Origin of the sequence: Streptomyces sp. NPDC058773 (genome assembly GCF_042746015.1) — a bacterium.
Lineage (GTDB): Bacteria > Actinomycetota > Actinomycetes > Streptomycetales > Streptomycetaceae > Streptomyces.
On record NZ_JBHYPE010000006.1, the window covers coordinates 148661 to 173981 of the forward strand.

Consider the following 25321-nt stretch of genomic DNA (forward strand, 5'->3'; position numbering starts at 1 on the left):
GCCAACCCCTCCCCGCCCGGCCGGGACAGCCCACTCCAGCTACCGGAGGAGTGCGGGGCCCACGGAAAGCTCATCGCCACCACACCTTCCTGATGCAGCGCCAGTTGCCGGTGGTGAGGCGGTCGCAGCGTGTCGTTGAGGCAGGACACACCAGCAGGGCGCACCCACAGGGCGCGACTGGGGCACGGGCGTCGGCGGGGGGGGTGCGCGGTGGGGCGTGACAAACGAACTGGGGGGCGGCGGCCGCAGGCGGGCCAGTGGCTGGGGCGGGCGGGGCGGAGAGACGGCCCGGGGGGGGCTCCCCCTCCCCCTCCCACCCCCGCCCACCACCTCCGCCACCACCTGACGCTGAACCGGCACCGGCCCCCGAACCGACGCCGGCCCCTGAGCCGGCACCAGCCTCCCCCCATCAGCGCGGGCACTCCGGGCGCCATGGCGCCGCCGCCTCAGCCACCCTCAGGTGATCTCCGCCACGCACCGAGCCCACCGCCATACAAGGCAGGACCGCCGACAGCGACAGTGCGCATGCAGCCGTGTACAGGTTGTAAAGACCTTGCGTGAATGCCTCCCCCGACACCGAGGCTTCTGAGAGCCGCGACAGCCCACCGCGGCCTAGCCGCCCTCAGGACCGGGAAGCCCCAAGCCCCTGCGAGGGACGATCCGCCCGCACCTCGCGAGATCCATGTTTCCGCAGCTCAGAGCGGATATCGCGCGGGCCACCAAGGCTGCCGCAGGGATCTTCGCAGGTCCGGCCGGCGCCCAGAGCGGCCGGCTTGCAGCGCCGTCGGTCTCCGGCCGGGCTCTCTCTTGGCCGTCGGTTCCCTGATCCGGGCCGAAGACAGGCAGTATGGGGGCGTGACCCTCATCGATCATCTGCCGAACGACGCCGACCCCGATGCCCTCTTCGAAGCCTTTTCGGGCTGGGCCGAGCAGCAGGGCATCTCGCTCTACCCTGCCCAGGAGGAGGCGCTGATCGAGGTGGTCTCGGGGGCGAACGTCATCCTGTCCACCCCCACCGGCTCCGGTAAGAGCCTGGTGGCGGCCGGTGCGCACTTCACCGCCCTCGCCAATGATCAGGTCACCTTCTACACCGCCCCCATCAAGGCGCTGGTCTCGGAGAAGTTCTTCGATCTGTGCAAGCTGTTCGGCACCGAGAACGTCGGCATGCTCACCGGTGACGCATCGGTCAACGCCGACGCACCGGTCATCTGCTGCACCGCCGAGGTGCTCGCGTCGATAGCGCTGCGGGACGGCAAGGACGCCGACATCGGCCAGGTCGTGATGGACGAGTTCCATTTCTATGCCGAGCCGGACCGCGGCTGGGCCTGGCAGATCCCGCTGCTCGAACTGCCGCAGGCGCAGTTCATTCTGATGTCGGCGACGCTCGGCGACATGTCGCGCTTCGAGGAGGACCTGACCCGGCGCACGGGGAAGCCGACGTCGGTGGTGCGGTCGGCCACGCGGCCGGTGCCGCTGTCGTACGAGTACCGCACGACGGCGCTCACGGAGACGCTCACCGAGCTGCTGGAGACCCGCCAGTCCCCCGTTTACATCGTGCACTTCACGCAGGCCGCCGCCGTGGAGCGGGCGCAGGCCCTGATGAGCATCAATATGTGTACGCGGGCCGAGAAGGACGAGATCGCTCAGCTCATCGGGAACTTCCGGTTCACCACGAAGTTCGGCCGGAACCTGTCGCGGTACGTCCGCCACGGCATCGGCGTGCACCACGCCGGCATGCTGCCGAAGTACCGCAGGCTCGTCGAGAAGCTGGCGCAGGCGGGGCTGCTGAAGGTGATCTGCGGTACGGACACCCTTGGTGTGGGCGTGAATGTCCCCATCCGTACGGTGTTGTTCACCGCGCTGACCAAGTATGACGGCTCGCGGGTGCGGACGCTGCGGGCGCGGGAGTTCCATCAGATCGCCGGCCGCGCCGGGCGGGCGGGCTTCGACACGGCGGGCTTTGTGGTCGCGCAGGCTCCCGAGCATGTCGTGGAGAACGAGAAGGCGCTGGCGAAGGCGGGCGACGACCCCAAGAAGCGCCGGAAGGTGGTGCGCAAGAAGGCGCCGGAGGGCTTCGTCAACTGGGGTGAGAACACCTTCGAGAAGCTGATCGCTTCCGAACCCGAGCCGCTGAACTCCCGGTTCCGGGTGACGCACGCGATGCTGCTGTCCGTGATCGCCCGGCCGGGGAATGCCTTCGACGCGATGCGCAAGCTCCTCGAGGACAACCATGAGCCGCGCAAGAACCAGATCCGGCACATCCGGCGAGCCATCGCGATCTACCGCTCGCTGGTGGACGGCGGGATCGTGGAGCGGCTGGCGGAGCCGGACGCGGAGGGCCGGATCGTCCGGCTGACCGTCGACCTCCAGCAGGACTTCGCACTCAACCAGCCGCTGTCGACGTTCGCGCTGGCCGCGTTCGACCTGCTGGACCCCGAGTCGCCGTCCTACGCGCTGGACATGGTCTCGGTGGTGGAGTCCACGCTGGACGATCCGCGGCAGATCCTGGCCGCGCAGCAGAACAAGGCACGGGGCGAGGCGGTCGCCCAGATGAAGGCGGACGGCGTCGAGTACGAAGAGCGCATGGAACGGCTCATGGACGTCGAGTACCCCAAGCCGCTGGAGGAGCTGCTCTTCCACGCCTACGGGCTCTACCGCAAGAGTCACCCGTGGGTCGGCGACCATCCGCTGTCTCCGAAGTCGGTCATCCGCGATATGTACGAACGGGCCATGACCTTCACGGAGTTCACGTCCTTCTACGAGCTGGCTCGTACCGAGGGGATCGTGCTGCGCTACCTGGCGAGTGCGTTCAAGGCGCTGGACCACACCGTGCCGGACGATCTGAAGTCCGAGGACTTCGAGGACATCATCGCCTGGCTTGGCGAGATGGTGCGGCAGGTCGACTCCAGTCTGCTGGACGAGTGGGAGCAGCTCGCCAATCCGGAGGTGGAGACGGCGGAACAGGCCGCGGAGCGGGCGGATCAGGTCCGTCCCGTCACGGCCAATGCGCGGGCGTTCCGGGTGCTGGTGCGCAATGCGATGTTCCGGCGGGTGGAGCTGGCGGCGCTGGACAAGGCCGAGGAGCTCGGCGAGATGGATGCCGAGTCCGGCTGGGACGCGGACGCCTGGGGCGAGGCCCTGGACGCCTACTGGGACGAGTACGACGAGCTGGGCACCGGCCCGGATGCGCGCGGCCCGAAGCTGCTGCAGATTCAGGAGGACACCGCGCACGGGCTGTGGAAGGTGCGGCAGACTTTCGCCGACCCGAACGGTGATCACGACTGGGGCATCTCCGCGGAGGTGGATCTGGCCGCCTCGGACGAGGAGGGGCGCGCGGTCGTGCGGGTCACGGACGTGGGGCAGTTGTGAGGCGGCTTCGGCCGAAGGCGCCGAGGGATGCGACGGAGGGCCACCGGTCATGACCAATCCTGCCGAGAGGCTGGTCGATCTGCTGGATCTCGAGCAGATCGAGGTGAACATCTTCCGGGGCCGCAGTCCCCAGGAATCGCTGCAGCGGGTCTTCGGCGGGCAGGTTGCGGGCCAGGCGTTGGTGGCGGCCGGGCGGACCACGGAAGGGGACCGCCCGGTCCATTCGCTCCATGCGTACTTTCTGCGGCCCGGCCGGCCGGGCGTGCCGATCGTGTACCAGGTCGAGCGGGTCCGCGACGGGCGGTCCTTCACCACACGGCGGGTGGTCGCCGTCCAACACGGACGCACGATCTTCAATCTGACCGCCTCCTTCCACAAGCCGGAGCCCGGCTTCGATCATCAGTTGCCGATGCGCCGGGCGGTGCCCGGCCCGGAGGATCTGCCGACGGTCGCGGACGAGGTCCGGGAGCGCCTGCGCGGCCTGCCCGAGGGGCTGGAGCGGATGGCGCGCAGGATGCCGTTCGAGATCCGGTATGTCGACCGGCTGCGCTGGACGCCGGACGAGATCGAGGGTGCGGAGCCGCGCAGCGCGGTGTGGATGCGTGCGGTCGGACCGCTGGGGGACGATCCGCTCGTCCACACCTGCGCGCTGACCTACGCCAGCGACATGACGCTGCTGGACGCCGTCCGCATCCCCGTCGAACCGCTCTGGGGTCCGCGCGGGTTCGACATGGCGTCGCTCGACCATGCGATGTGGTTTCACCGTCCGTTCCGCGCGGACGAGTGGTTTCTCTACGACCAGGAGTCGCCGATCGCCACCGGAGGCCGGGGGCTGGCCCGCGGGCGGATCTACGACCGGGAGGGCAAGCTGCTGGTCTCGGTCGTCCAGGAGGGACTGTTCCGGAAGCTCGGCGGCTGACCCGGGCGGGCGGCGGAGGGCGCGGTGGCGGGTGTCCGCAGGCGTCCCGGGTCTTCCCTGCGGGCCGTTTCGAGTTCCCGGGAGAGGTTGACGCGGTACCACATGACTTCATCGAACTCGTCGGCCGTCAGCACGCGTTCGTAGGAATCCCGGGCGGCCGGGGTCACCGTGATCACGGATGCCATAACGGGCCTGAGGCTGCGCAGCAGGGACCGCTCGCGCGGGTCCTCGGCCACCGAGGCCAGCTCCTCCGGGGGCAGTACGGCGGCGATCACCGCTGCCGCTTCCCAGGGATCCTGGGTCTGCCGCATGAGCTGGGCGACCCGTCGGCTGCGCCACTGGCGGGCCCGCCAGTCCTGTCCGCTGTCGAGCATCACCCGCATCGCGGCGGGGGTGTTGCCCCGCATGAGGTCGGGTTCGCGGTCGGCGAAGTCGGCGACCTCGGCGGCGAGATAGAGCCAGACCACCGCGCCGAAGCGGTTCACGTAGAACCTGACGGGGCCGAAGCAGCCGGCCCGGGTCAGGCGCAGGACGCGTCCGGGGCCGATGCCCATCAGCGCGGCTGCTTCGTTGGTGCTGACCGTGCGGATGCGTTCGCGGAGCGCGTCCGGGAAGCCGGGCTCGGCCTGCAGGCGGGTGATCTCCTCCGCCGGGACCCGGCGTCGGCCGAGCGATCCGGCGGCTCCCGGGCGGCCGCCGGTCCCGGAGGGGACCGTCCGCACCTTTCCGAGCTGGGTGGCGAGCTCGAACTCGCCGTTCCTCAGCTCCAGTTCGCGGGCGGCTCGCCCCATCGTGAGGGTCTGCTGCCCGTCGCACATCACTGTCATGTCATTTCCCCCGCAACTCGATCGATCACTGACAGTGACGACTTTAGCCGCGGGCGGTGACAGTGGGTCAACCCCCGCCTCAGACCTGTGGATAACTTTCCGGCTGGCGGGCCGCGACGCCCAGATGCTCACCGACACGATTGACCAGCAGCGTCATTTCGTAGGCGACCTGGCCCAGGTCGGCATCGGCGCCGGCCAGCACGCAGAGGCAGCTGCCGTCCCCCGCCGCCGTCACGAACAACACCCCGTCGTCGTACTCGACCATGGTCTGGCGCACCCGGCCGACGCCGAAGTGGAGCGCCGAGCCCTTCGCGAGGCTGTGCAGTCCCGAGGCGACCGCCGCGAGATGCTCGGCGTCGTCCCGCTGCAGTTTCTCGCTGGCCCCGGTCACCAGGCCGTCGTTGGACAGCACCAAGACGTGCCGTACCTTCTCCACCCTTTTGGTCAGGTCGTCCAGCAGCCAGTCGAGTCCGCTGCTCAATGCCATTGCTGCTTCCTCCCCGTGTCGTGGCCCGCACTCCTGGCCGGACCGCGGCCCGTGGTCCGTTCGAAGGCCGTCCTGCCAGCCTGTCCCACCTCCGCCGTCTCGGCAAGCGGCCCCGCGGTACGGCGCGCCACGCCGGACCGGTTCGTGCCGCATGGCCGAAGATGTCGGCATGGCACACAAGATGACGAAGGACGAGTGGCAGAGGTTCCTTTCCGAAGGCACCCGTACCGGCAAGCTGGCGACCGTCCGGGAGGACGGCGCGCCGCACGTCGCACCGGTGTGGTTCCTCCTGGACGGTGACGAGTTGGTGTTCAACACCGGGGAGGGAACCGTCAAGGGACGTAACCTCGCCCGCGACGGCAGGGTGGCGCTGTGCGTCGATGACGACCGGCCGCCGTTCTCCTTCGCCGTGGTCCAGGGAACTGCGGAGGTCAGCAGCGATCTGCCGGAGGTCCGTCACTGGGCGACCCGGATCGCGGCCCGTTACATGGGCGAGGAGCGGGCGGAGGAGTTCGGGGCACGCAACGGCGTTCCGGGCGAGGTGCTGGTGCGGGTCAGGATCGACAAGGTCATCGCCGTGGCGGCCCTGGCGAGCTGAGGACTGCGCGGCGCGGGCCGTCCGGCACGGCGCCCCGCGCCGCGGCCGGTCATCCCACCGAATCCAGCACCTTCGCGGAGTGCCGCCGCCCCGCGTGCTCGACGAGCCGCACCAGTACCTCCTTGCCGGAGTCCCGGTCCCTCGCGTCACAGAGCACGACGGGGGTGCCACGGTCCAGGTCCAGCGCGCGGGCCACCTCGTCCGCGCCGTAGGACCGGCACTCCGCGAAGCAGTTGACGGCCACCAGGAACGGGATCGCGCGGCGCTCGAAGTAGTCGACCGCCGGGAAGCAGTCCTGCAGACGCCGGGTGTCGGCCAGGACGACGGCGCCCAGCGCGCCTTCCGACAGGTCGTCCCACAGGAACCAGAAGCGGTCCTGTCCCGGGGTGCCGAAGAGGTAGAGGGACAGGCCCTCCCGGATGGTGATGCGGCCGAAGTCCATCGCCACGGTGGTGGTGCCCTTGCGGCCCACTCCCACGGTGTCGTCGACCGTCTCGCCGGCCTCGCTGAGACGTTCCTCCGTACGCAGCGGGTGAATCTCGCTGACCGAGCCCACCAGGGTTGTCTTGCCCACACCGAAGCCGCCCGCGACTAAGATCTTCAGGTTCAACTCGGCGTCGAGGCCCGAGGCTGCGCCCTCCGGGGCCCCTTGTGCGGCGTTCATCGGCCGTCTCCTCCAGGAAGCAGGGTCCTGCGCGTCACGGGGTATGCGGATCCATGGCTCGACGAGGGGAGCCTGCGGCGGCAGAAGGCCGTCCGCAATCCATGGCGAGGACCGTACCGCCCGTTGACGGCGATTTCCGCGGATTCGCCAAAGCGGTCACGTCTTCCGATCAAGAAACCCATCAAGCCCCGGATTCGTGATAGTTGGAGCTTCGCGAGGCATCCGCCGCCGGGAGTCCGTTCCGTCCTCGGCGGGCGTGCGCCCCGTGCACGGCCGGGCCGGTGCGGCAAGATGGGCCCCCTCCCCCGCCGGCCGTCCCACTCCTGGAGGAGCCCGATGAGCGATCACCGCGCCGACCGTCCGCACGAGGTCCGGGCGTTCTTCGCGGCACGCGCCGCGGCCTGGGACACGAAGTTCCCCGACGACGGCCCCGCCTATGAGGCAGGCGTCGCCGAACTCGCCCTCCAGGAGGGGGACCGTGTCCTGGACGCCGGCTGCGGTACGGGGCGCGCGCTGCCCGCGCTGCGGGCGGCCGTGGGACCGCGTGGCACGGTGCTGGGCGCCGACCTCACGCCCGAGATGCTGCGAGCCGCCGTGGAGGCCGGGCGGGCCCGTCACGCGGCGCTGCTGCTGGCGGACGTGGCCCGGCTCCCGCTGCCCGACGCCGCGCTGGACGCCGTCTTCGCCGCGGGGCTCCTCTCCCATCTGCCGGACTCGGCGGGCGGCCTCGCCGAACTGGCCAGGGCCGTGCGCCCCGGTGGCCGTCTGGCGCTCTTCCACCCCATCGGGCGGGCGGCCCTCGCCGCGCGCAAGGGCCGTCGGATCACACCCGGCGACCTGCGTGCGGAGCCGAATCTGCGGCCCCTGCTCGCCCGCGCCGGCTGGGACCTCATCAGGTACGAGGACGAGGACGCCCGCTACCTGGCGCTGGCGGTCCGCCGGGGGTGACGCGGCACGGCCCGCCGGGGATGACGCCACGCCGTCCGCCGGGCGGGACGCCGTGGGACGGCACCGGTGCCTCAGGAGCCCGCCGAATCCTCCCCGTGCGGAACCAGGCAGCTGCCGGTGCGGCGGGAGGCGGGGAAGGTACCGAGCTCGGCCAGCCGGAACCCGTTCGGATACCCCTTGATCTCGGGGTTCTGGCGGGCGTAGTGCGGGGTGCGGCGAGGTGGCATCAGCCGTACGGCCCGAGCACGCAGCTTCAGGGCGGTGCGCACCGTCTTCTGGACCGCGGGCTTGGGCCGCTCGTACCGGAAGGCGTCCAGCAGCGAGTCGTCCAGGAGGGCCATGCTGGCGCCGCGCACCACCGGGGCGAGGGGGCCGTACCACCCCGCCATCAGGTCCAGGGTCGCGTCCGAGACCCTCCGTGCGCCCTCGTCCCAGCCGAAGTGCGCCTGCTCATAGGCGTCGAGGCACTGCTCGAAGTCCTCGTAGGTCTGCGGGAGTCCGGAGATGCCCATGTGGCGGCCGAGCGTCCGGTAGTAGGCGGCGACGGCCTGCTGCTCATGGGCGCTCAGCCGTCGCCAGCCGTACTCGTCGAGCCAGCGCTTGGGCATCACCACGAAGGTGCACAGCACATAGCGCATGTCCTCGTTGCTGATGTCATAGCTGCGGTGCATCTGGTTGATCCGCCGGATCGCGGTCCGGCCGTCGTCGCTGTCGAAGCCGTGCTCGACGACGCCGTCCAGGAGGAGCGCGGTGTCGTCGTAGCGCTTTTGCGTACGGTCCGTCAGCTCCGCCGTCTCGGCGAGCAGACGGCCGATGCTCGGCACGGCATAGGTGCGGTAGAGCGCCAGCTCCAGGGCCCGGGTGAAGTCCCAGGGGAACTCATGCGTCGCGGTGATGCGGTAGATCCGCAGGAAGTCGCGCTCCGGGTCGAGCCGCCGGATCTCCCGCAACCAGTCGTAGCGCCGCACCTGACAACCGTCCCTTCGTTCGCCGAAGGGTTAATTTTAGGGGCGGGGACGGCACTTGAACGGCTCTGCGGGCGCCGGATCGCGCCGCGCCGTGGCCGGAATCAGTCGCGCCCGGAGCCCTCTTGTGTGCGCTTGGGCACACCGGACGGCCGGTGACGGCTGCGGGTCCCGCGCCCCGGGGTCCTCGCGTCGGCGCCGTAGCGGTCGGTGACCGTGGCATCCACCACGGCCAGCGCGGTCCTGACCGGCATGCCGGTGCGGCCCGCGAGCGCCAGCCGCTCCTGGACCTCGCGCGGTGTGCGCGGGCGGTAACCCGGTCCCGTACCGCAGCATCCGCCGTGGAAGGTCAGCCCCGCACACAGCACGGCCTCCAGCGCGCGCCAGCCGGCCGCATCGCGCCGCTTGGGCACCGCCAGGTCCGCGCCCGCGTCGATCAACTCACCCCGGCACTGCGGGCAGCGGCCGGGCCCCCGGGAGCCCGCCTCCTTCTTCCACGCGGCCCGGCAGGGCAGGCACACGAAGTGCATCCGGCGGCTGTAAAAACACATCCGCGCAGCGTATGGCTGGTGACAAGGTCGCACCAAGCGAATTAGGGTGCGCCGACGTACTCCGCAATGGAACGGATGGGGAGGCCCGCGTGCCCACGACCGAGAGCGCCGACAACGACGAGTTGTTCGTGCTGACGGCGGTGCTGCTGACGCCCGCGCAGTTCCCGAGCGTGCTCGGCGACGACTACCCCGAGGTGTGCGCGGGACTGGGCCTCGAACCGTACGCGGAGGGTTACGGGCTGGTCCTCGGTCAGGACGGCGACGGCGCGCGCTGGACCGTGGTCACGGAGGATGTGTCGCTGGTCGCCTGCGCGATCGCGGCCTGGGACTGCGGTATGGAGTACGACCTCTCGCCCGACGAGCACAGCATCGTCGGGGCGCTGCCCGGCTGGCCGCTCGCGCTCGCCGTGGCGGCGCCCGGTGTGCCGCAGCCGCACGACCCGGAGCCGGAGGAAGGCGACCCGGCGCCGCTCGCGCCTCCGGACGCCGAGGAGTGGGGGCCGGCGCAGCGGCGGCTCGGTGCGGACGAGATCGCCATGCAATGGGCGGCGTGGCGCGATCAGGTGGAGAACGACATCAGCTTCGCCGAGCCGGGCGATGCGGCGCACAAGGGCGTGCGGCGGGTGCTGGAGGAGGCGCGCGGCTACGTGAACGATCCGCCGCCGCCCGGACGGGTGCGGTCGTCGTTCGCGGCGGGCGAGGCGCGGACGCTGCGGGTGGACGGGCCCGGGTGGAGCATGGTTGCCCGTACCGATGACATCGCGTTCGTGCTGCTGGACGACGAGCCGGGCGAGGTGCATCCGGTGGGCCGGGGGCCCGAACTGCCCGCCCTGCTGTCCTCACTCGACGAGTTGGCGGCGCGGCCGGTCTGACGGGCGGGGCCGTTTGCGTGGGCCGGGGTGTTGTGCGGCCGCGGGTGCGGTGGTGGCTGGGCGCGCAGTTCCCCGCGCCCCTTTGGGGGTGGAGGAGGCTTACCGGGCATCCTCTCCGACCGGCCACCACCGCCCGTAGGCGAACGGCGCCCGGCCCACGGCAACCCGCTCAGCGCCCGATCTGCTTGCGGCCGACGCGGCGGAGACGGCGCCGTTGGGAGGGGTCGAGTGTCAGATACGCGACGGCCGGGATTCCGACCATGACCAAGAGGGCCGCCCAGAAGGGCAGCAGCCACAGCAGGATCACTCCCACTGCGACGCCGCCTACTGCGACCTTCGCCTGTGTGGACATCCTTCACGCCCCTTCCGCGGCGCATGCCGCGCTCCACTCTCTGTGTACTCCATTGAACGCCGTTTTCGCGCTGCGGGTTCCTTCCGGCGGTGCTTCGTCCTGTACTCTCGGGCGCTCCAGGGCCGGTAGTCAAACTTGAGGAGTCAGGGACCACGTGACATCCCTCCCCGCGGTCACCCCCGCTCAGCGCTCCGCACTCGTGCACTGCGCAGCCGTGTTTCTGCCGTCGGATCCGCCGCGGGCCGGGCGGATCGCCTTCTGGCGGCCCGATGGTGAAACGGTGGGGGACACGTCGCTCGGCGTGGTCCTGCCGGATGACGGCGACGGGGTCGCGTGGTGCGAGGTGCCGGCCCGGGTGCTGACGGTGGCCGAGGCGATGCCGCTGCTCACGCGTGCGCGGGCGAGCCGGGGCGCCCATCCGGCTGCCGCCTTCTGGGGAGCGGCGTCCGTACTGGCGCTGCAGCTCGCCGCCCGTGGACGGATTCTGCCCGGGGTCAGTCCGGGCGGATACGACGCCTGGCGGCTGGGGCCGCTCGACCCGGCGGATCTGGCGCGGCTGCGCGATCTCGCCGCCGCGATGCCGCCATACGCGCACGCCGCCCCGCTCCCGGACACCGCCCCGTGGGAGCTGCCGGATCCCGAACGGCACGTACGGGCCTTCCTCGACGCGGTGGCGGACGGGCTGCCGCGCTCCCCCGGTGCCGCGCCGGCCACCGGGGCGCCGGCGTTCGCGGTGAACGCTCCGCAGCACATTCCCGAACAGCGCGCCTGGGCGGCGGATGTCGCCGCGGGGCATGACGCGGGCGTACGGATCTCACTGCGGGTGGAGGTGCACGGCGCGGAGGCGGAGGAGCTGAGTGGGCTCGTCGGGGCGAGGGGCCCCGGTGAGCCGGACGAGGAGCGGGCCCACGAGGCGGGGACATCCGGAAGCGGGCTGCACGGGGAGGTCGCCGGGGAAGGCGAGGGGAGCCCCGACGGTTCCCGTTGCACGTTCAGGGCCGTGCTGCAGTTGCACAGTCTCACCGACCCCGCGCTGGTCGCGGATGCCGCGGAGGTGTGGGCGGGGACTTCGACGGCGGGGCAGTCGTTCGGGGCGCGGGCGCGGACGGACACGCTGCTGACGTTGCGGCGGGCCGCGGATGCCTGGGCGCCGCTGACCCCGTTGCTGTCCGCGGCGGTGCCCGACGCGCTGGAACTCGCCGATGAGGAGATCGCCGAGCTGCTCGGGCCGGCCGCCGGGGCGCTGGCCGCCGCCGGGGTGCAGGTGCACTGGCCGAAGGAGCTGGCGCGCACGCTGACCGCGCGGGCCGTGGTGGGGCCGCCCGACGCGGGAGACGGTGACGGGGCGGAGGGGACGGGCGCGGGGTCGTTGCCGTCGTTGCTGTCGGCGGATGCGCTGCTCTCGTTCAGCTGGCGGTTCGCGGTGGGGGACGAGGAGATCGACCGGGCGGAGCTGGACCGGCTCGCCGAGGCGGGGCGGCCGCTGGTGCGGCTGCGCGGTCAGTGGGCGCTGATCGATCCGGCGGCGGTGCGGGCCGCCCGACAACGGCAGGAACGCAAGGTCACACCGCTCGATGCGCTCGGTGCCGCGCTCACCGGCAGTGTGGAGGACGGGGACGGCGGCCGGGTGGAGGTGGCGGCCACCGGCGGGCTGGCCCTGCTGCGCGACCGGCTCGCCGACCCGGAGGGCGGCGACGGCGCGGCCGTGGAGCAGCCGCCGGGGCTGACCGCGACACTGCGCGACTACCAGCTGCGCGGACTCGGCTGGCTGCACCGGATGACCTCGCTGGGGCTGGGCGCCTGTCTCGCCGACGACATGGGGCTGGGAAAGACGATCACGCTGATCGCGCTGCATCTGCACCGGCAGACCGCTCCCGAGTCGGCAGGACCCACCCTGGTGGTGTGTCCCACTTCCCTCATGGGCAACTGGCAGCGGGAGATCGAGAAGTTCGCGCCGGGCACACGGGTACGCCGGTTCCACGCCGGGCGGCGCAGTCTGGCCGCATTGGCCGACGGCGAGATCGTGCTCACCACGTACGGGACGATGCGGCTCGATGCCGGGAAGCTGGCGGAGGCGGGCTGGGGGCTGGTCGTCGCCGATGAGGCGCAGCACGTCAAGAACCCCTTCTCCGCGACCGCCAGGGCGCTGCGGACGCTGCCCGCGAAGGCCCGGGTGGCGCTGACCGGTACCCCGGTGGAGAACAACCTGTCGGAGCTGTGGGCGATCCTGGACTGGACGACACCGGGGCTGCTGGGGCCGCTGGGCCGGTTCCGTACGCGTTATGCGCAGGCCGTCGAGGGTGGTGCGGCGGCGTCCCCGGAGGCGCGGGCGGCAGCCGGGCGGCTCGCCCGGCTGGTGCGGCCGTTTCTGCTGCGCCGCCGCAAGTCCGACCCGGGGATCGCGCCGGAGCTGCCGCCCAAGACGGAGACCGACCGTGCGGTGGCGCTGACCCAGGAGCAGGCCGGGCTGTACGAGGCCGTGGTGCGCGAGGGGCTCGACGAGATCGCCGGGGCGGACGGGTTCGCCCGCCGGGGCCTGGTGGTCAAACTGCTCACCTCGCTCAAGCAGATCTGCAACCACCCGGCGCAGTACCTCAAGGAGAGCGGTCCGGGCCGGGTGGCGGAAGCGGTGCGGATCGCGGGGCGTTCGGGGAAGGTCGAGCTGCTGGACGAGTTGCTGGACACCATCCTCGCCGAGGGTGCGAGCGTGCTGGTGTTCACCCAATACGTGCAGATGGCACGGCTGTTGGAGGGGCACCTGGCGGCGCGCGGGGTGCCCACGCAGTTCCTGCACGGCGGGACGCCGGTGGCGCGGCGCGAGGAGATGGTGCGGCGCTTCCAGGACGGGGCGGCGCCGGTGTTCCTGCTGTCGTTGAAGGCGGCGGGTACCGGGCTGAACCTCACCAGGGCGGCGCATGTCGTGCACTTCGACCGCTGGTGGAATCCGGCCGTGGAGGCGCAGGCCACCGACCGCGCCTACCGCATCGGGCAGACCCAGCCGGTACAGGTCCACCGGATCATCACGGAGGGCACGATCGAGGACCGGATCGCCGAAATGCTCTCCCGTAAGCAGCAGTTGGCCGATGCGGTACTCGGTTCCGGCGAGGCCGCGCTGACCGAACTCGGCGACGCCGAACTGGCGGAGCTGGTCGCACTGCGGGGGAACGAGCGATGAACACGTCTGGAGACGAGGGGCCGGTGTACCGGGACGAGGGGGCTTCCGCCGGTGCGGAGCGGACGTTCGAGGCGCTGCCCGCGGCGCGTGGGCGGGCCTTTGCCCGGAGCTGGTGGGGGCAGGCGTGGCTCAAGGCGCTGGAGGACACCGCACTGGACGGTCAGCAGGTGAAGCTGGGCCGGCGGCATGCGCGGGCCGGTGCGGTCGGCGCGGTGTCGGTGCGGCCGGGCCGGATCACCGCGGTGGTGCAGGACCGCGACCACACGCGGCACCGGTCCGATGTGCTGCTGCAGGAGTTGTGCCCGGCGGACTGGGACCGCTTCCTGGACCTGGTCGCGGACCGGGCCGGGCACCTCGCGGCGCTGCTGGACCGTGACATGCCGCCGGTGCTCGTCGAGGACGCCGCCGCGGCCGGGGTCGAACTCCTGCCGGGCATCGGTGACCTGGACGCGGAGTGCAGCTGCGGGGCGTGGGACCACTGCGCGCATTCGGCGGCGCTGTGCTACCAGTTGGCGCGGCTGCTGGACCAGGACCCGTTCGTCCTGCTGCTGATGCGCGGCCGCAGCGAGCGGGAGCTGCTGGACGAGCTGCAGGCGCGCAGCGCGTCGCGGGCGGAGGCGCCGTCGGGCGCGGAGGCGGCGGCGGAGCGGTCCGGCGCGGGGGTGCCGGCGGTGGAGGCGTACGCGGCGCGCGACATTCTGCCGCCGCTGCCGGCGCCGCCCCCGCCGGTCGACGCGCCGGGTGCCCCGCCGGCGCTCGGTGGCGGCACCCCGCCCGCGCCCGGGGTGGACGTGGCCGCGCTGGAGTTCCTCATCGGGGACGCGGCGGCGCGGGCCCGGGGGTTGCTGGCCGATGCGCTGTCCGACGGGCACTCCGAGAGTGCGCCGCCGCCCGTCCTGACACCTGCCCAGGACGCGGTGCGGCTGGCGGCGGCCGGTCCCGGGGCGGCCATATCGGCGCGGCTGGCGGCCGGTTCGGGGCGTGACGGACGGGGTCTGGCGGCGGCCGTACGGGCCTGGGAGCTGGGCGGCGCGGCGGGGCTCGCGGTCCTGGAGGAGGACTGGACGCCGGAGCCCGAGGCGCTGGCACGGGCCACCGCCCGGCTGGCGGCCGCGTGGGAGGACGACGGGACCCGGCCGCGGCTGCGGGCGATCCGTAACCGCTGGACGGTGGTGGGCGGGACGGCTCAGTTGCGCTACGGGCGGGACGGCCGCTGGTGGCCGTATCGCAAGGAGGGCGGCCAGTGGATGCCCGCGGGTCCGGCCGCGGACGATCCGGCGGGCGCGCTGGCGGGGTTGTCGGCGGAGGGGTGAGGCGGGGGACGGGGGCGGTCAGCCACGCAGGGACGGCCGTTGACGCCGGGACGGACGGCCCGCCCCCGCACACCGCCCCGTGTGGTCAATCCTCCCCATCCGGCTGCGCCGCGCCGCCGCGCATGGTTCGCTGAAGCGATCCCCCACCGCCAGGCACCTCGCCCGCAGCAGGAGGACCAGTGACCGGCACTTCGCCGCACGCGCCACACCCCGAGTCGTCCGCACCGCCCGCGCGGACCCCCGACGAGACGGACAGCGCACCGCACCCCGGCCACCCGCCACACCACCCCTATTACGAGGACCGCTCGCCAAGTAGCGGGGTGCTGCCACCCCGCGCCTGGTACGCGCGCTCGGATGCCGCCCGGATCTCGCTGCACGGCGCCTGGCGGTTCCGTCTCTCGGCACGCGCCACCGCCGAGGACGAGGCGTTCGCCCGGCCGGACTTCGACGACTCGCAGTGGCCGGAGCTGCGGGTGCCGGGCCACTGGCCGCTCCAGGGGCGCTTCGCCGCCGAGGGCTCGTACGGGGGCGGTGACCGGCCGCAGTCCGGCGGGGCGCCCGCCTACACCAACACCGCCTACCCCTTCCCGGTCGATCCGCCGCGGGTGCCGGACGAGAACCCGACGGGTGATCACCGGCGGCTCTTCGATCTGCCCGAGGGGTGGGGCGAAGGGTCCGCGGTGCTGCACTTCGGCGGGGTGGAGTCCTGCGCCCGGGTCTGGCTCAACGGGGTGGAGCTGGGCCACTTCAAGGGCAGCCGGCTGCCGCACGAGTTCGAGGTCGGGCCGCTGCTGCGGCCGCGCCGCAATGTGCTGGCGGTGCGGGTCCACCAGTGGTCGTCGGGCAGCTATCTGGAGGACCAGGACCAGTGGTGGCTGCCCGGAATCTTCCGGGACGTCCAGCTCCACCGCCGCCCCGGGGGCGCGGTCGCCGACCACTTCGTGCAGGCCGGCTTCGATCACGTCACGGGGCACGGCACCCTGCGGGTGGAGTGCGCACCGGCCGGCCGGGTGGTCGTCCCCGCGCTGGGTCTCGATCTGGCGACCGGGGAGAGCGCCACGGTGCCGGTGCGTCCCTGGACGGCGGAGGAACCGCACCTCTACGACGCGGAGTTGGCCACCCCGGGCGAGCGGATTCCGCTGCGGATCGGGTTCCGTACGGTCCGCGTCGAGGACGGGCTGCTGAAGGTCAACGGCCGGCGGATCCTGCTGCGCGGCGTCAACCGCCACGAGTTCCACCCGGAGTCCGGGCGCACCCTCGGCCCGGAGACGATGCGCCGTGATCTGCTGCTGATGAAGCAGCACAACATCAACGCGGTGCGCACCAGCCACTATCCACCGCACCCCGCCTTCCTCGACCTGTGCGACGAGTTGGGCCTCTGGGTGGTCGACGAATGCGATCTGGAGACGCATGGATTCGCCCAGCAGGGCTGGCGGGACAATCCGGTCGATGACGCGCGCTGGGAACCGGCGTTGCTGGACCGGGCCCGGCGGATGGTCGAGCGGGACAAGAACCACCCGAGCATCGTGCTGTGGTCGCTGGGAAACGAGTGCGGCACGGGGCGCGGGCTGTCCGCGATGGCCGCCTGGATGCGCGAGCGCGATCCGTCCCGCCCCCTGCACTACGAGGGCGACCGCAGCTGCGCCGACACCGATGTCTACTCCCGGATGTACGCCGATCACGCCGAGGTGGAGCGCATCGGGCGGCGCGCGGAGGCACCACTGTCCGACCCGGAGCTGGACGCCCGGCGGCGGTCGCTCCCGTTCGTGCTGTGTGAGTACGCGCATGCCATGGGCAACGGTCCGGGCGGACTGAGCGAGTACCAGCGGCTGTTCGAGCGCTTTGAGCGCTGTCAGGGCGGGTTCGTCTGGGAGTGGATCGATCACGGGCTGCGGCAGCGGACGCCCGCCGGTGAGGTGTTCCACGCCTACGGCGGCGACTTCGGCGAGGAGCTGCACGACGGGAACTTCGTCTGCGACGGGCTGGTGCTGCCCGACCGGGTGCCGTCCCCGGGGCTGCTGGAGTTCAAGAAGGTCATCGAACCGGTGCGGATCGAGGCCGGGCCCGACGGTGGTGCGGGGCGCACGGTCCGGATCACCAATCTGTACGACTTCGCCGGCCTCGGCCACCTGGAATTCCGTTACGTCCACGAGGTGGACGGCAATCCGTGCGGCAGTGGTTGGCTGGAGGTCCCCCCGTTGGCGCCCGGCGAGTCGGCCGTGGTGGAGCTGCCGGAGCCGCCGCACGCACCGGGCGACGAAGGCGAGGCGATCTGGACGGTCGACGCCGTATTGGAGAAGGACACCGCCTGGGCGCCCGCCGGGCACGAGGTCGCCTGGGGCCAGCTGCCGTACGGGCCGCGCCCGGCCACCACTCCCCCGGCGGCCACCGCCGCCCCGCGCCGCGGCGAGGGCCATGTGATCGTCCTCGGCCCGGGGACCTTCGACGCCGGCACGGGAACGCTCGGCTACCTGGGCGGCGTGCGGCTCGGCGGGCCCCGGCTGGACGTCTGGCGGGCGCCGACCGACAACGACGAGGCCGCGCCCTGGCAGCCGGAGCCCCGGCCGGCCACCGAGTGGCGGCGGCTCGGTCTGCACCGGATGCGGCACCGCGTCGACGCCGTCGAAACCGGCCCGGACTCCTTGGTGGTACGCACCCGGGTCGCCCCGGCCGGAACTCCGCTCGCGCTGCGCACGGTCTACCGCTGGACGGCCCGACACGACCTGCTGCGGCTGGAGTTGAGTGTCGAACCGGAAGGCGACTGGCCGGTTCCGCTGCCGCGGCTGGGGGTGCGGATTCGGGTGTGCGGCAGCCTGGGCCTCGCCAGGTGGTTCGGGGGCGGACCCGGAGAGGGCTATCCGGACACCCGGGCCGCGGCCCGGGTCGGCGGCTGGTCGATGCCGGTGGACGCGCTGCAGACGCCGTATGTCCGGCCGCAGGAGAACGGTGCGCGGCCCGGGGTGCGCTGGGCGGAACTGATCCGTACGGATGGTTGGGGGCTGCGGATCGAGGGTGACCCGGACTTCTTCTTCACGGCGCGCCGGTGGCCGACGGAGGAGCTGGCCGCGGCCCGGCACACCACGGATCTGCGGCCCGGCGGGGACCTGTGGGTCCATCTCGACCATGCGCAGCACGGCATCGGCAGCCAGTCGTGCGGACCCGGGGTGCTGCCACAGCACCGGCTGGAGGTGGCTCCGGCGCGCTTCTCGTTCGTGTTCCGGCCGCTGGGCTGAGCCTCGCACCGCACCGTACGCCGGCGCCGCGCCGTCCCGGGCGGCGCCGGTCCGCGCGGTGCCGCGCTCACCGGTGCCGGCCAGGGGCGAGCGCGCCGGTACAGGCCGAGGCCGTGCGCGCCACCCGGCACTACGCTCGTCGATGAGACGTGGAGATCCGCGCGCCCGCAGCACCGAGAGGTTTCGCACCATGGTCAGCACGCCCCCGCCGCTCGCCGACGCCCTCGCCGCGGGGCCGGTCGTCCTCGACGGCGGGCTGTCGAACCAGCTGGAGGCCGCCGGGCACGACCTCGGCGACGCCCTGTGGTCGGCGCGGCTGCTGGCCGAGGAGCCGGAGGCCGTCGTGCGGGCGCATCTGGCGTACTTCGAGGCCGGGGCGCAGGTCGCGATCACCGCCAGCTATCAGGCGACGTTCGAGGGCTTCGCGCGGCGCGGTATCGGCACGGAGCAGGCCGCGGAGCTGCTCACCCGGAGCGTGCGGCTGGCCCGTGAGGCGGCCCGGCGGGCGCGGGCCGGCGGGGTCACCGGGCCGCTGTATGTGGCCGCCTCGGCGGGCCCGTACGGCGCGATGCTGGCCGACGGCTCCGAGTACCGCGGCCGCTACGGCCTGTCGGTGGCGGAGCTGGAGCGGTTCCACCGGCCGCGGCTGGAGGTGCTGGCGGCGGCGCGGCCCGATGTGCTGGCGCTGGAGACGGTGCCGGACGCCGAGGAGGCGCGGGCGCTGCTGCGGGCGGTGCGTGGGCTGGGGGTTCCGGCTTATCTGTCGTACAGCGTCGCGGGGGACCGTACCCGGGCCGGGCAGCCGCTCGCGGAGGCGTTCGCGGTGGCGGCGGACGTGGACGAGGTGATCGCGGTGGGGGTGAACTGCTGCGCGCCGGACGACGCGGACCGGGCGGTGCGGACGGCGGCGGAGGTCACCGGCAGGCCGGTGGTGGTCTATCCGAACAGCGGGGAGAGCTGGGACGCCGAGGCGCGGGCGTGGTGCGGCAGCCCGGCGTTCTGCGCGGACCGGGTCGCCGGCTGGGCCGCGGACGGGGCCCGGCTCATCGGGGGCTGCTGCCGGGTGGGGCCGGAGGCCATCGCCGAGCTGGCGGCCGGTCTGGGCCGCTGACCGGCGCCCCTGGAGCGGGGCCGGCGGCACCGGCGGGCCCGGACGCGGTCCGAAGGCGTTACACAGACGCAACCGACGAGGCGGGGACAGAGCCCCTGGCCGGTGGCAGTATGCAGCCACATCGCAGCATGCATGGCTTGGAGATCTGTATCCGCTCTGGAGGACCTGTGTCCGCTCGCTCCGCGTTGCCTGTCATAGCCGTCGCCACGGCCGTCGTCGTACTGGCGGGGTGCAGCAGCACCAAGTCCGACGGGAAGAAGGGTTCCGGCGGACTGGAACTGGTCTCTTCCGGCACTCTCAAAACCTGCACCCACCTTCCGTACGCCCCGTTCCAGGTGAAGAAGGACGGCAAGGTCGTCGGGTTCGACGTGGATCTGGTGGATCTGGTCGCCAAGGATCTCGGCGTCAAGCAGGAGATCGTCAACACGCCCTTCGAAGGCATCGAGACCGGCCAGGACTTCACCATCCGCAAATGCGATCTGGCCGCCGCGGGCATGACGATCACGCCCCAGCGCGACAAGGTCATGGATTTCTCCGACCCCTATTTCAATGCCACCCAGGCGCTGCTGACCAAGAAGGGCAAGCCCTTCAAGAAGATCGAGGACCTCAAGGGCAAGAAGCTCGGCTACCAGAAGGCCACCACCGGCGGGATCTACGCCAAGGACCACGGCAAGGGCGTCGAACTGGTGGAGTTCGAGGACCTCGGGCTGTTGCTGACCGCGGTGAAGTCCGGCCAGGTCGATGCGGGCATCAATGACAACGGGGTGCTCTTCGACTACGTGAAGCAGAACCCGGACACCAAGGTCACCGCGGAATTCAATACGGGCGAGCACTACGGCATCGGCGTACGCACCGGCAATGACGCGCTGCGCAAGAAGATCAACGCGGTGCTCAAGAAGGCGAAATCCGACGGGAGTTACGACCGGATCTACAAGAAGTGGTTCGGCACCACCCCGCAGAGCTGAGGCCGCCCGTCATGTCTGTGTCCAAAAGACAGCGCGCGCGGATCATCCGCGGCGTGCAGTACGGCGTGCTGGTCGCCGCCGTTGTGGTCTTCGCGCTGATCGCCGACTGGCACCAGCTGCGGCTGGCGTTCTTCGACGTCGGGGTCGCGAAGGCGCTGTTCCCCGAAATCATCACCACGGCGCTGGTGAACACCGTCCTCTACACCCTGCTCGGCTTCGGGTTCGGGCTGGCGCTGGGGCTGGTACTGGCGCTGATGCGCCTGTCGTCGGTGCCGCCCTACCGCTGGATCGCGGTCACCTATATCGAGTTCTTCCGCGGCATTCCCTGTCTGCTGGTGTTCATCGCGCTGGGCTTCGGTGTGCCGCTGGCCTTCGAGGTCGCACTCGATATGAACGTCACCGTGATGCTGTCGCTCGGTCTGGTGGGCGCGGCCTACATGGCGGAGACCATCCGGGCGGGAATTCAGGCCGTCCCGAAGGGGCAGACGGAGGCGGCGCGTTCCCTGGGGATGTCGCAGGGGCGGGCGATGGCCTCGATCGTCATTCCGCAGGCGTTCCGTATCGTGCTGCCGCCGCTGACCAATGAACTGATCCTGCTGACGAAGGACTCCTCGCTGGTGTATTTGCTGGGGCTTTCCCTCGGCCAGTTCGAACTGGCCAACTTCGGCCGGGACGCGCTCAATGAGCACAAGAGTCTGACCCCGATCCTGATCGCCGGGCTGCTCTATCTCGTGATCACCCTCCCCCTCGGCCAGCTGGTCCGTCGGCTGGAGGCCCGTACGGCGAAGGCCAGGTGAGCGGCGTGACGACCGAGCAGACGGCACCGGAGACGGTGGACCCGCAGGCCATCGACGTACAGGGGCTGCGCAAGGCCTTCGGGGAGCTGGAGGTGCTGCGCGGGATCGACTTCTCGGTGGCGCGCGGTGAGGTGGTGTGTGTCATCGGGCCGTCGGGGTCCGGGAAATCGACCCTGTTGCGCTGTGTGAATCTGCTGGAGGAGCCGAGCGCGGGCCGGGTCGTGGTGGCCGGCACCGAGGTCACCGACCCGGATGTGGACATCGACCGGGTCCGGCGGCGGATCGGGATGGTCTTCCAGTCCTTCAATCTCTTTCCGCATCTGACCGTGCTGGAGAACCTCACCATCTCCCAGCGGCGGGTGCTGCGCCGCGACCGCACCGAGGCGGAGCGGATCGCCCGCGCCAACCTCGAACGGGTCGGGCTGAGCGACAAGGCGGCGTCCTATCCGGCGCAGTTGTCGGGCGGGCAGCAGCAGCGGGTGGCGATCGCCCGTGCGCTGTCGATGGACCCGGAGCTGATGCTCTTCGACGAGCCGACCTCGGCGCTGGACCCGGAGCTGGTCGGTGATGTGCTGGCGGTGATGCGCGGGCTGGCGCAGGAGGGGATGACGATGCTCGTCGTCACCCATGAGATGAGCTTCGCCCGGGAGGTCGCCGACCGGGTGGTGTTCATGGACGGCGGTGTGATCGTCGAGCAGGGCACACCGGAGCAGGTGGTGGGTGCCCCGCAGCACGAGCGGACCAGGACGTTTCTGGCGCGGGTGCTGGATCCGGCGGCCGCCGAGGTAGGCGAGGTCACGGACACCGGACCGGCCGGCAAGCGGGTCGACCGCTGAGCGTGGGCGGACCCGGCGGGCACCGGTCCGCTGTGGTGCGCCGCGCCGACGGGGCGGGGGCGGAACGCCGGAAGGGTTTTGCCCCCGCCCCGTTGGGCCGCCGTCCCGGGCGGTGCTTCAGGACAGCGGCTTGTTGAGCTTCTTGGTGCCGGTGCTGTTGCCCGTCAGACTGCAGCTGACCGTTTTGATGCCGAGCCGGTAGCCGTTGAGGTTGGGGTACTCGATGTGGGTGCCCTCGGCGGTGCCCGCGGGCTGCCGTGCAGCCTTGCGCGCCAGCTCGTTGCGGCACAGCGAGGACGCCTTGTTCTTGATGTCCGCTTCGCTGGTGAGGCCGGACCCCAGGCGGTGGAGCGTGACGACCTCGGCGTCGTGCGGACCGTTGCAGGAGGCTTCGTCGTTGTTGGCGCCGCCGTCCGCCGGGCGGTCGTAGCAGTCGCCGACCTTCAGCAGATAGAAGGGGATCTTCCCCGCGGGGGGCGACGGCAGGCTGCTCTCGAAGTCGCTGTCGGTGGGGCCGCCGGTGGGCTCGTCCGTGGGGGTGGGCTCGTCGTAGGACGTCGGGGACGCGCTCTCGGACGGGGTGGCGCCGGTGCTCGAACTGGACGGCTGGGCCCGGTGCTTGCCGTTGTCGTCACCGGTGTTCATCACGATGAGGGTGATGACGGCGGCCAGTACGACCGCGCCACCGCCGATGATCGCCGCGATGGTCTTGCCGTTGCCGCCACCGCCGGGCGGGCCGGGCGGCTGCTGCCAGCCGCCGGGGCCGCCCGTTCCGTAGCCACTCCCGGGCGGGCCGAAGCCGCCGGGGGCCTGGTGGCCGCCCGGGGGCCGGCCGTAGCCACCCTGGCCGTACCCGCCCTGTCCCTGTCCGCCCGGCCCGTATGCACCGGCCGGCGGACCGAAGCCGCCCGGGGCGGCGTTGGGCGGCTGGTTCGGCTGGTTCGGAGGCGGGGGCGGCGGAAAGCTCATGGGGAAATGATCGCTTCTTTACTCGGTTATACGGGACTCGGTGACCAACCTGGAACAATGCACGTCTGAATTGTCCGGACCCTGGGCACCGTTGGCGTCAGACAGCAAGCCAGCCTACGGCTCGGAGGTTTCCCGTGTTCACCGACCTTCCTCTGGAGGAGCTGCACGCCTATTGCCCGCCGCGTCCCGAACCGGCCGGCTTTGACGCGTTCTGGCGGCGCACTCTGGTCGAGGCCCGGACCCATGACCTGGACCCGCGTTTCACCGAGATCGATACGGGGCTCGCCCTGCTCCGCACCCATGACGTGACGTTCGCCGGCTTCGGCGGGCACCCCGTCCGCGGCTGGTTCCTGTACCCCCGCGCGGCCGCGGGCCCGTTGCCGTGCGTGGTGCAGTACCTCGGCTACGGCGGCGGGCGGCTGCTGCCGCACGACTGGCTGCTGTGGCCGTCCGCGGGGTACGCCACGCTGGTCATGGACACCCGCGGCCAGAGCGGCCCCAACCGGCCCGGCGACACCCCCGATCCGGTCGGCTCCGGCAATCCCGGCGTGCCCGGCAAGCTGACCCAGGGACTGCTCGATCCCGACGGCTACTACTACCGGCGGCTGTTCACCGACGCGGTACGGGCCGTGGAGGCGGCGCGCGGGCACGACGCGGTGGACGCCGACCGCATCGTGGTCGCCGGGCACAGTCAGGGCGGCGCACTGGCCCTGGCGATGACGGGCCTGGTCCCCGGCCTGGCGGGGGCGCTGATCGACGCACCGTTTTTGACGCACATCCGCCGCGCGGTCGAGATCACCGATGCCGGCCCGTACGGCGAACTGATCCGCTACTTCGCGGGGGCGCGCGGCCGGATCGACACCGCGCTGCACACCCTGGACCACTTCGACGGCCTCAACTTCGCCGCCCGCGCCACCGCCCCGGCGCTCTTCGGCACCGCGCTGCGCGACGACGTGGTGCCGCCGTCCACCGGCTTCGCCGCGTTCCATCACTACACGGGCGCGAAGGAGCTGAAGATATGGCGGTTCAACGCCCATGAGAGCGGCGGCGGTGAACAGCGGGCCGCCGAGATCGCGTTCCTGCGCTGCCTGCTCGGGTGAGCGGACCGCCCACGGCCGCTCAGACCGCGCCGAGCAGATGCTCCAGCGCCAGCTGGTCCAGATGCTCGAAAGCCATCCCGCGGGCGGCCGCCGCCTCGACGTCGAAGGTCTCGTAGGCGGTGGTGTCGGCGAGCAGGCCGGCCAGTCCGTCCTCGGCGGTGGGCCGGCCCAGCTGGTCCAGGCGCGCGGCCCGCAGCGCGTCCTGGACGACCGGGTCGGACCGGAAGGCCGCCGCGCGCTCCTTGAGGATCAGGTAGTTGCGCATACAGCCGGCTGCCGAGGCCCAGACGCCATTCAGGTCCTCGGTGCGCGGCGGCTTGAAGTCGAAGTGCCGCGGCCCGTCGTAGCCGGCCACCTCCAGCAGGTCGACGAGCCAGAAGGCGGCGCGCAGATCGCCCGCGCCGAAGCGGAGGTCCTGGTCGTACTTGATCCCGCTCTGGCCGTTGAGGTCGATGTGGAAGAGCTTGTCGGCCCACAGCGCCTGGGCGATGCCGTGCGGGAAGTTCAGCCCGGCCATCTGCTCGTGTCCGACCTCGGGGTTGACGCCGAAGAGCGCGGGGTGCTCCAGCCGCTCGATGAAGGCGAGGGCATGGCCGACGGTCGGCAGGAGGATGTCGCCGCGCGGCTCGTTGGGCTTGGGTTCGAGGGCGAACCTCAGGTCGTAGCCCTGCTCCAGGACGTACTGGCCGAGGAGGTCGAAGGCCTCCTTCATCCGGTCCAGGGCGGCCCGGACGTCTTTGGCCGCACCGGACTCGGCGCCCTCCCGGCCGCCCCATGCGACATAGGTGCGGGCGCCCAGTTCGGCGGCGAGGTCGATGTTGCAAAGCGTCTTGCGCAGGGCGTAGCGGCGGACGTCGCGGTCGTTGGCGGTGAACGCGCCGTCCTTGAAGACGGGGTGGGTGAAGAGGTTGGTGGTGGCCATCGGGACGATCAGGCCGGTGGCGTCCAGCGCCTGCCGGAAGCGCCTGACGGCCGCCTCGCGCTCGATGCCGCCGGCGCCGAACGGGATCAGGTCGTCATCGTGGAAGGTGACGCCGTACGCGCCGAGGTCGGCGAGGCGGTGCACGGTCTCGACGGGGTCCAGGGCGCTGCGGGTGGCGTCCCCGAAGGGGTCGCGGCCCTGCCAGCCGACGGTCCACAGGCCGAAGCTGAACTTGTCCCCGGGCGTGGGCCGGCGGCTCATCGCAACTCCCTCGATCATTTCGTCAAGGCACTTTACAAATTCTGCCGCGGCCAAACTAATATGCGGCAGCACACCGGGGAACCCCCT

At 71.9% G+C, this 25321-nt stretch carries 21 protein-coding genes; 13 read left to right on the top strand and 8 right to left on the bottom strand.

The genetic code is table 11. The annotated features are described in order from the left end of the window. The first annotated feature begins 855 nt into the window (after positions 1 to 855). On the top strand, positions 856 to 3369 hold the full coding sequence (locus tag ACFW5B_RS08060; protein WP_386434945.1) for a DEAD/DEAH box helicase: 2514 nt from the start codon (positions 856 to 858) through the stop codon (positions 3367 to 3369). 49 nt (positions 3370 to 3418) lie between these two features. After that, positions 3419 to 4288, top strand: coding sequence for an acyl-CoA thioesterase (locus tag ACFW5B_RS08065; protein WP_386434947.1), 870 nt, complete (start codon positions 3419 to 3421; stop codon positions 4286 to 4288). Here the strand turns inward: ACFW5B_RS08065 and ACFW5B_RS08070 are convergent. Both ACFW5B_RS08070 and ACFW5B_RS08075 read right to left on the bottom strand, forming a co-directional pair. Then, positions 4219 to 5115, bottom strand: coding sequence for a DUF6397 family protein (locus ACFW5B_RS08070; protein ID WP_386434950.1), 897 nt, complete (start codon positions 5113 to 5115; stop codon positions 4219 to 4221). The genes ACFW5B_RS08065 and ACFW5B_RS08070 overlap by 70 nt on opposite strands. A 79-nt stretch (positions 5116 to 5194) precedes the next feature. Further along, positions 5195 to 5602: a roadblock/LC7 domain-containing protein gene (locus ACFW5B_RS08075; protein WP_386434953.1), complete on the bottom strand. Its 408-nt coding sequence runs from the start codon at positions 5600 to 5602 to the stop codon at positions 5195 to 5197. Positions 5603 to 5771: 169 nt separating this feature from the next. Between ACFW5B_RS08075 and ACFW5B_RS08080 the strand changes: the two genes are divergently transcribed. Further along, on the top strand, positions 5772 to 6200 hold the full coding sequence (locus ACFW5B_RS08080) for a PPOX class F420-dependent oxidoreductase (protein ID WP_386434956.1): 429 nt from the start codon (positions 5772 to 5774) through the stop codon (positions 6198 to 6200). Between the two features lie 49 nt (positions 6201 to 6249). Here ACFW5B_RS08080 and ACFW5B_RS08085 read toward each other — a convergent pair whose 3' ends face one another. Next, the gene (locus ACFW5B_RS08085; RefSeq protein WP_386434959.1) at positions 6250 to 6864 is read right to left on the bottom strand and encodes an ATP/GTP-binding protein; all 615 of its coding nucleotides are present in this window, start codon (positions 6862 to 6864) and stop codon (positions 6250 to 6252) included. 336 nt (positions 6865 to 7200) lie between these two features. On the opposite strand from ACFW5B_RS08085, the gene ACFW5B_RS08090 reads away from it, so the two are divergent. Further along, positions 7201 to 7812 (top strand): class I SAM-dependent methyltransferase, encoded by a 612-nt coding sequence (locus ACFW5B_RS08090; protein WP_386434961.1) that lies wholly within the window; start codon positions 7201 to 7203, stop codon positions 7810 to 7812. A gap of 71 nt (positions 7813 to 7883) precedes the next feature. Here ACFW5B_RS08090 and ACFW5B_RS08095 read toward each other — a convergent pair whose 3' ends face one another. Then, a complete protein-coding gene (locus ACFW5B_RS08095) occupies positions 7884 to 8780 on the bottom strand; it encodes an oxygenase MpaB family protein (protein WP_386434964.1) in 897 nt (298 codons plus the stop codon). Between the two features lie 101 nt (positions 8781 to 8881). Continuing rightward, positions 8882 to 9328, bottom strand: a complete 447-nt coding sequence (locus ACFW5B_RS08100; protein WP_386434967.1) for a hypothetical protein — start codon at positions 9326 to 9328, stop codon at positions 8882 to 8884. Between the two features lie 89 nt (positions 9329 to 9417). Here ACFW5B_RS08100 and ACFW5B_RS08105 point away from each other — a divergent pair, with 89 nt between their 5' ends. After that, positions 9418 to 10200, top strand: a complete 783-nt coding sequence (locus ACFW5B_RS08105; protein WP_386434969.1) for a hypothetical protein — start codon at positions 9418 to 9420, stop codon at positions 10198 to 10200. A 169-nt stretch (positions 10201 to 10369) separates the two neighbouring features. Here ACFW5B_RS08105 and ACFW5B_RS08110 read toward each other — a convergent pair whose 3' ends face one another. After that, positions 10370 to 10552 (bottom strand): hypothetical protein, encoded by a 183-nt coding sequence (locus ACFW5B_RS08110; protein ID WP_386434972.1) that lies wholly within the window; start codon positions 10550 to 10552, stop codon positions 10370 to 10372. A 154-nt stretch (positions 10553 to 10706) separates the two neighbouring features. On the opposite strand from ACFW5B_RS08110, the gene ACFW5B_RS08115 reads away from it, so the two are divergent. From ACFW5B_RS08115 to ACFW5B_RS08145, 7 genes are all read left to right on the top strand, one after another. Next, the gene (locus tag ACFW5B_RS08115; protein WP_386434975.1) at positions 10707 to 13727 is read left to right on the top strand and encodes an SNF2-related protein; all 3021 of its coding nucleotides are present in this window, start codon (positions 10707 to 10709) and stop codon (positions 13725 to 13727) included. Continuing rightward, positions 13724 to 15040 (top strand): SWF or SNF family helicase, encoded by a 1317-nt coding sequence (locus ACFW5B_RS08120; RefSeq protein WP_386434978.1) that lies wholly within the window; start codon positions 13724 to 13726, stop codon positions 15038 to 15040. Before ACFW5B_RS08115 ends, ACFW5B_RS08120 begins: the two co-directional genes overlap by 4 nt. Before the next feature lie 179 nt (positions 15041 to 15219). Beyond that, entirely contained in the window at positions 15220 to 18273 is a 3054-nt protein-coding gene (locus ACFW5B_RS08125; RefSeq protein ID WP_386434981.1) for a glycoside hydrolase family 2 TIM barrel-domain containing protein, read from the top strand. 190 nt (positions 18274 to 18463) lie between these two features. Then, entirely contained in the window at positions 18464 to 19384 is a 921-nt protein-coding gene (gene mmuM, locus ACFW5B_RS08130) for a homocysteine S-methyltransferase (protein ID WP_386434984.1), read from the top strand. Between the two features lie 167 nt (positions 19385 to 19551). Further along, complete coding sequence (locus ACFW5B_RS08135) at positions 19552 to 20349, top strand: basic amino acid ABC transporter substrate-binding protein (protein WP_386434987.1); 798 nt, start codon at positions 19552 to 19554, stop codon at positions 20347 to 20349. Positions 20350 to 20360: 11 nt separating this feature from the next. Further along, complete coding sequence (locus tag ACFW5B_RS08140) at positions 20361 to 21146, top strand: amino acid ABC transporter permease (protein ID WP_386434990.1); 786 nt, start codon at positions 20361 to 20363, stop codon at positions 21144 to 21146. A gap of 5 nt (positions 21147 to 21151) precedes the next feature. Next, positions 21152 to 21982: an amino acid ABC transporter ATP-binding protein gene (locus ACFW5B_RS08145; protein ID WP_386434993.1), complete on the top strand. Its 831-nt coding sequence runs from the start codon at positions 21152 to 21154 to the stop codon at positions 21980 to 21982. 117 nt (positions 21983 to 22099) lie between these two features. Here ACFW5B_RS08145 and ACFW5B_RS08150 read toward each other — a convergent pair whose 3' ends face one another. Beyond that, positions 22100 to 22951 carry a hypothetical protein gene (locus ACFW5B_RS08150; protein ID WP_386434995.1) on the bottom strand — a complete coding sequence of 284 codons (852 nt, stop codon included), beginning with the start codon at positions 22949 to 22951 and terminating at the stop codon, positions 22100 to 22102. Between the two features lie 134 nt (positions 22952 to 23085). Between ACFW5B_RS08150 and ACFW5B_RS08155 the strand changes: the two genes are divergently transcribed. Further along, positions 23086 to 24051 (top strand): acetylxylan esterase, encoded by a 966-nt coding sequence (locus ACFW5B_RS08155; RefSeq protein ID WP_386434998.1) that lies wholly within the window; start codon positions 23086 to 23088, stop codon positions 24049 to 24051. A gap of 19 nt (positions 24052 to 24070) precedes the next feature. Here ACFW5B_RS08155 and xylA read toward each other — a convergent pair whose 3' ends face one another. Next, the gene (xylA, locus tag ACFW5B_RS08160; RefSeq protein WP_386435001.1) at positions 24071 to 25234 is read right to left on the bottom strand and encodes a xylose isomerase; all 1164 of its coding nucleotides are present in this window, start codon (positions 25232 to 25234) and stop codon (positions 24071 to 24073) included. Positions 25235 to 25321 lie beyond the last annotated feature (87 nt).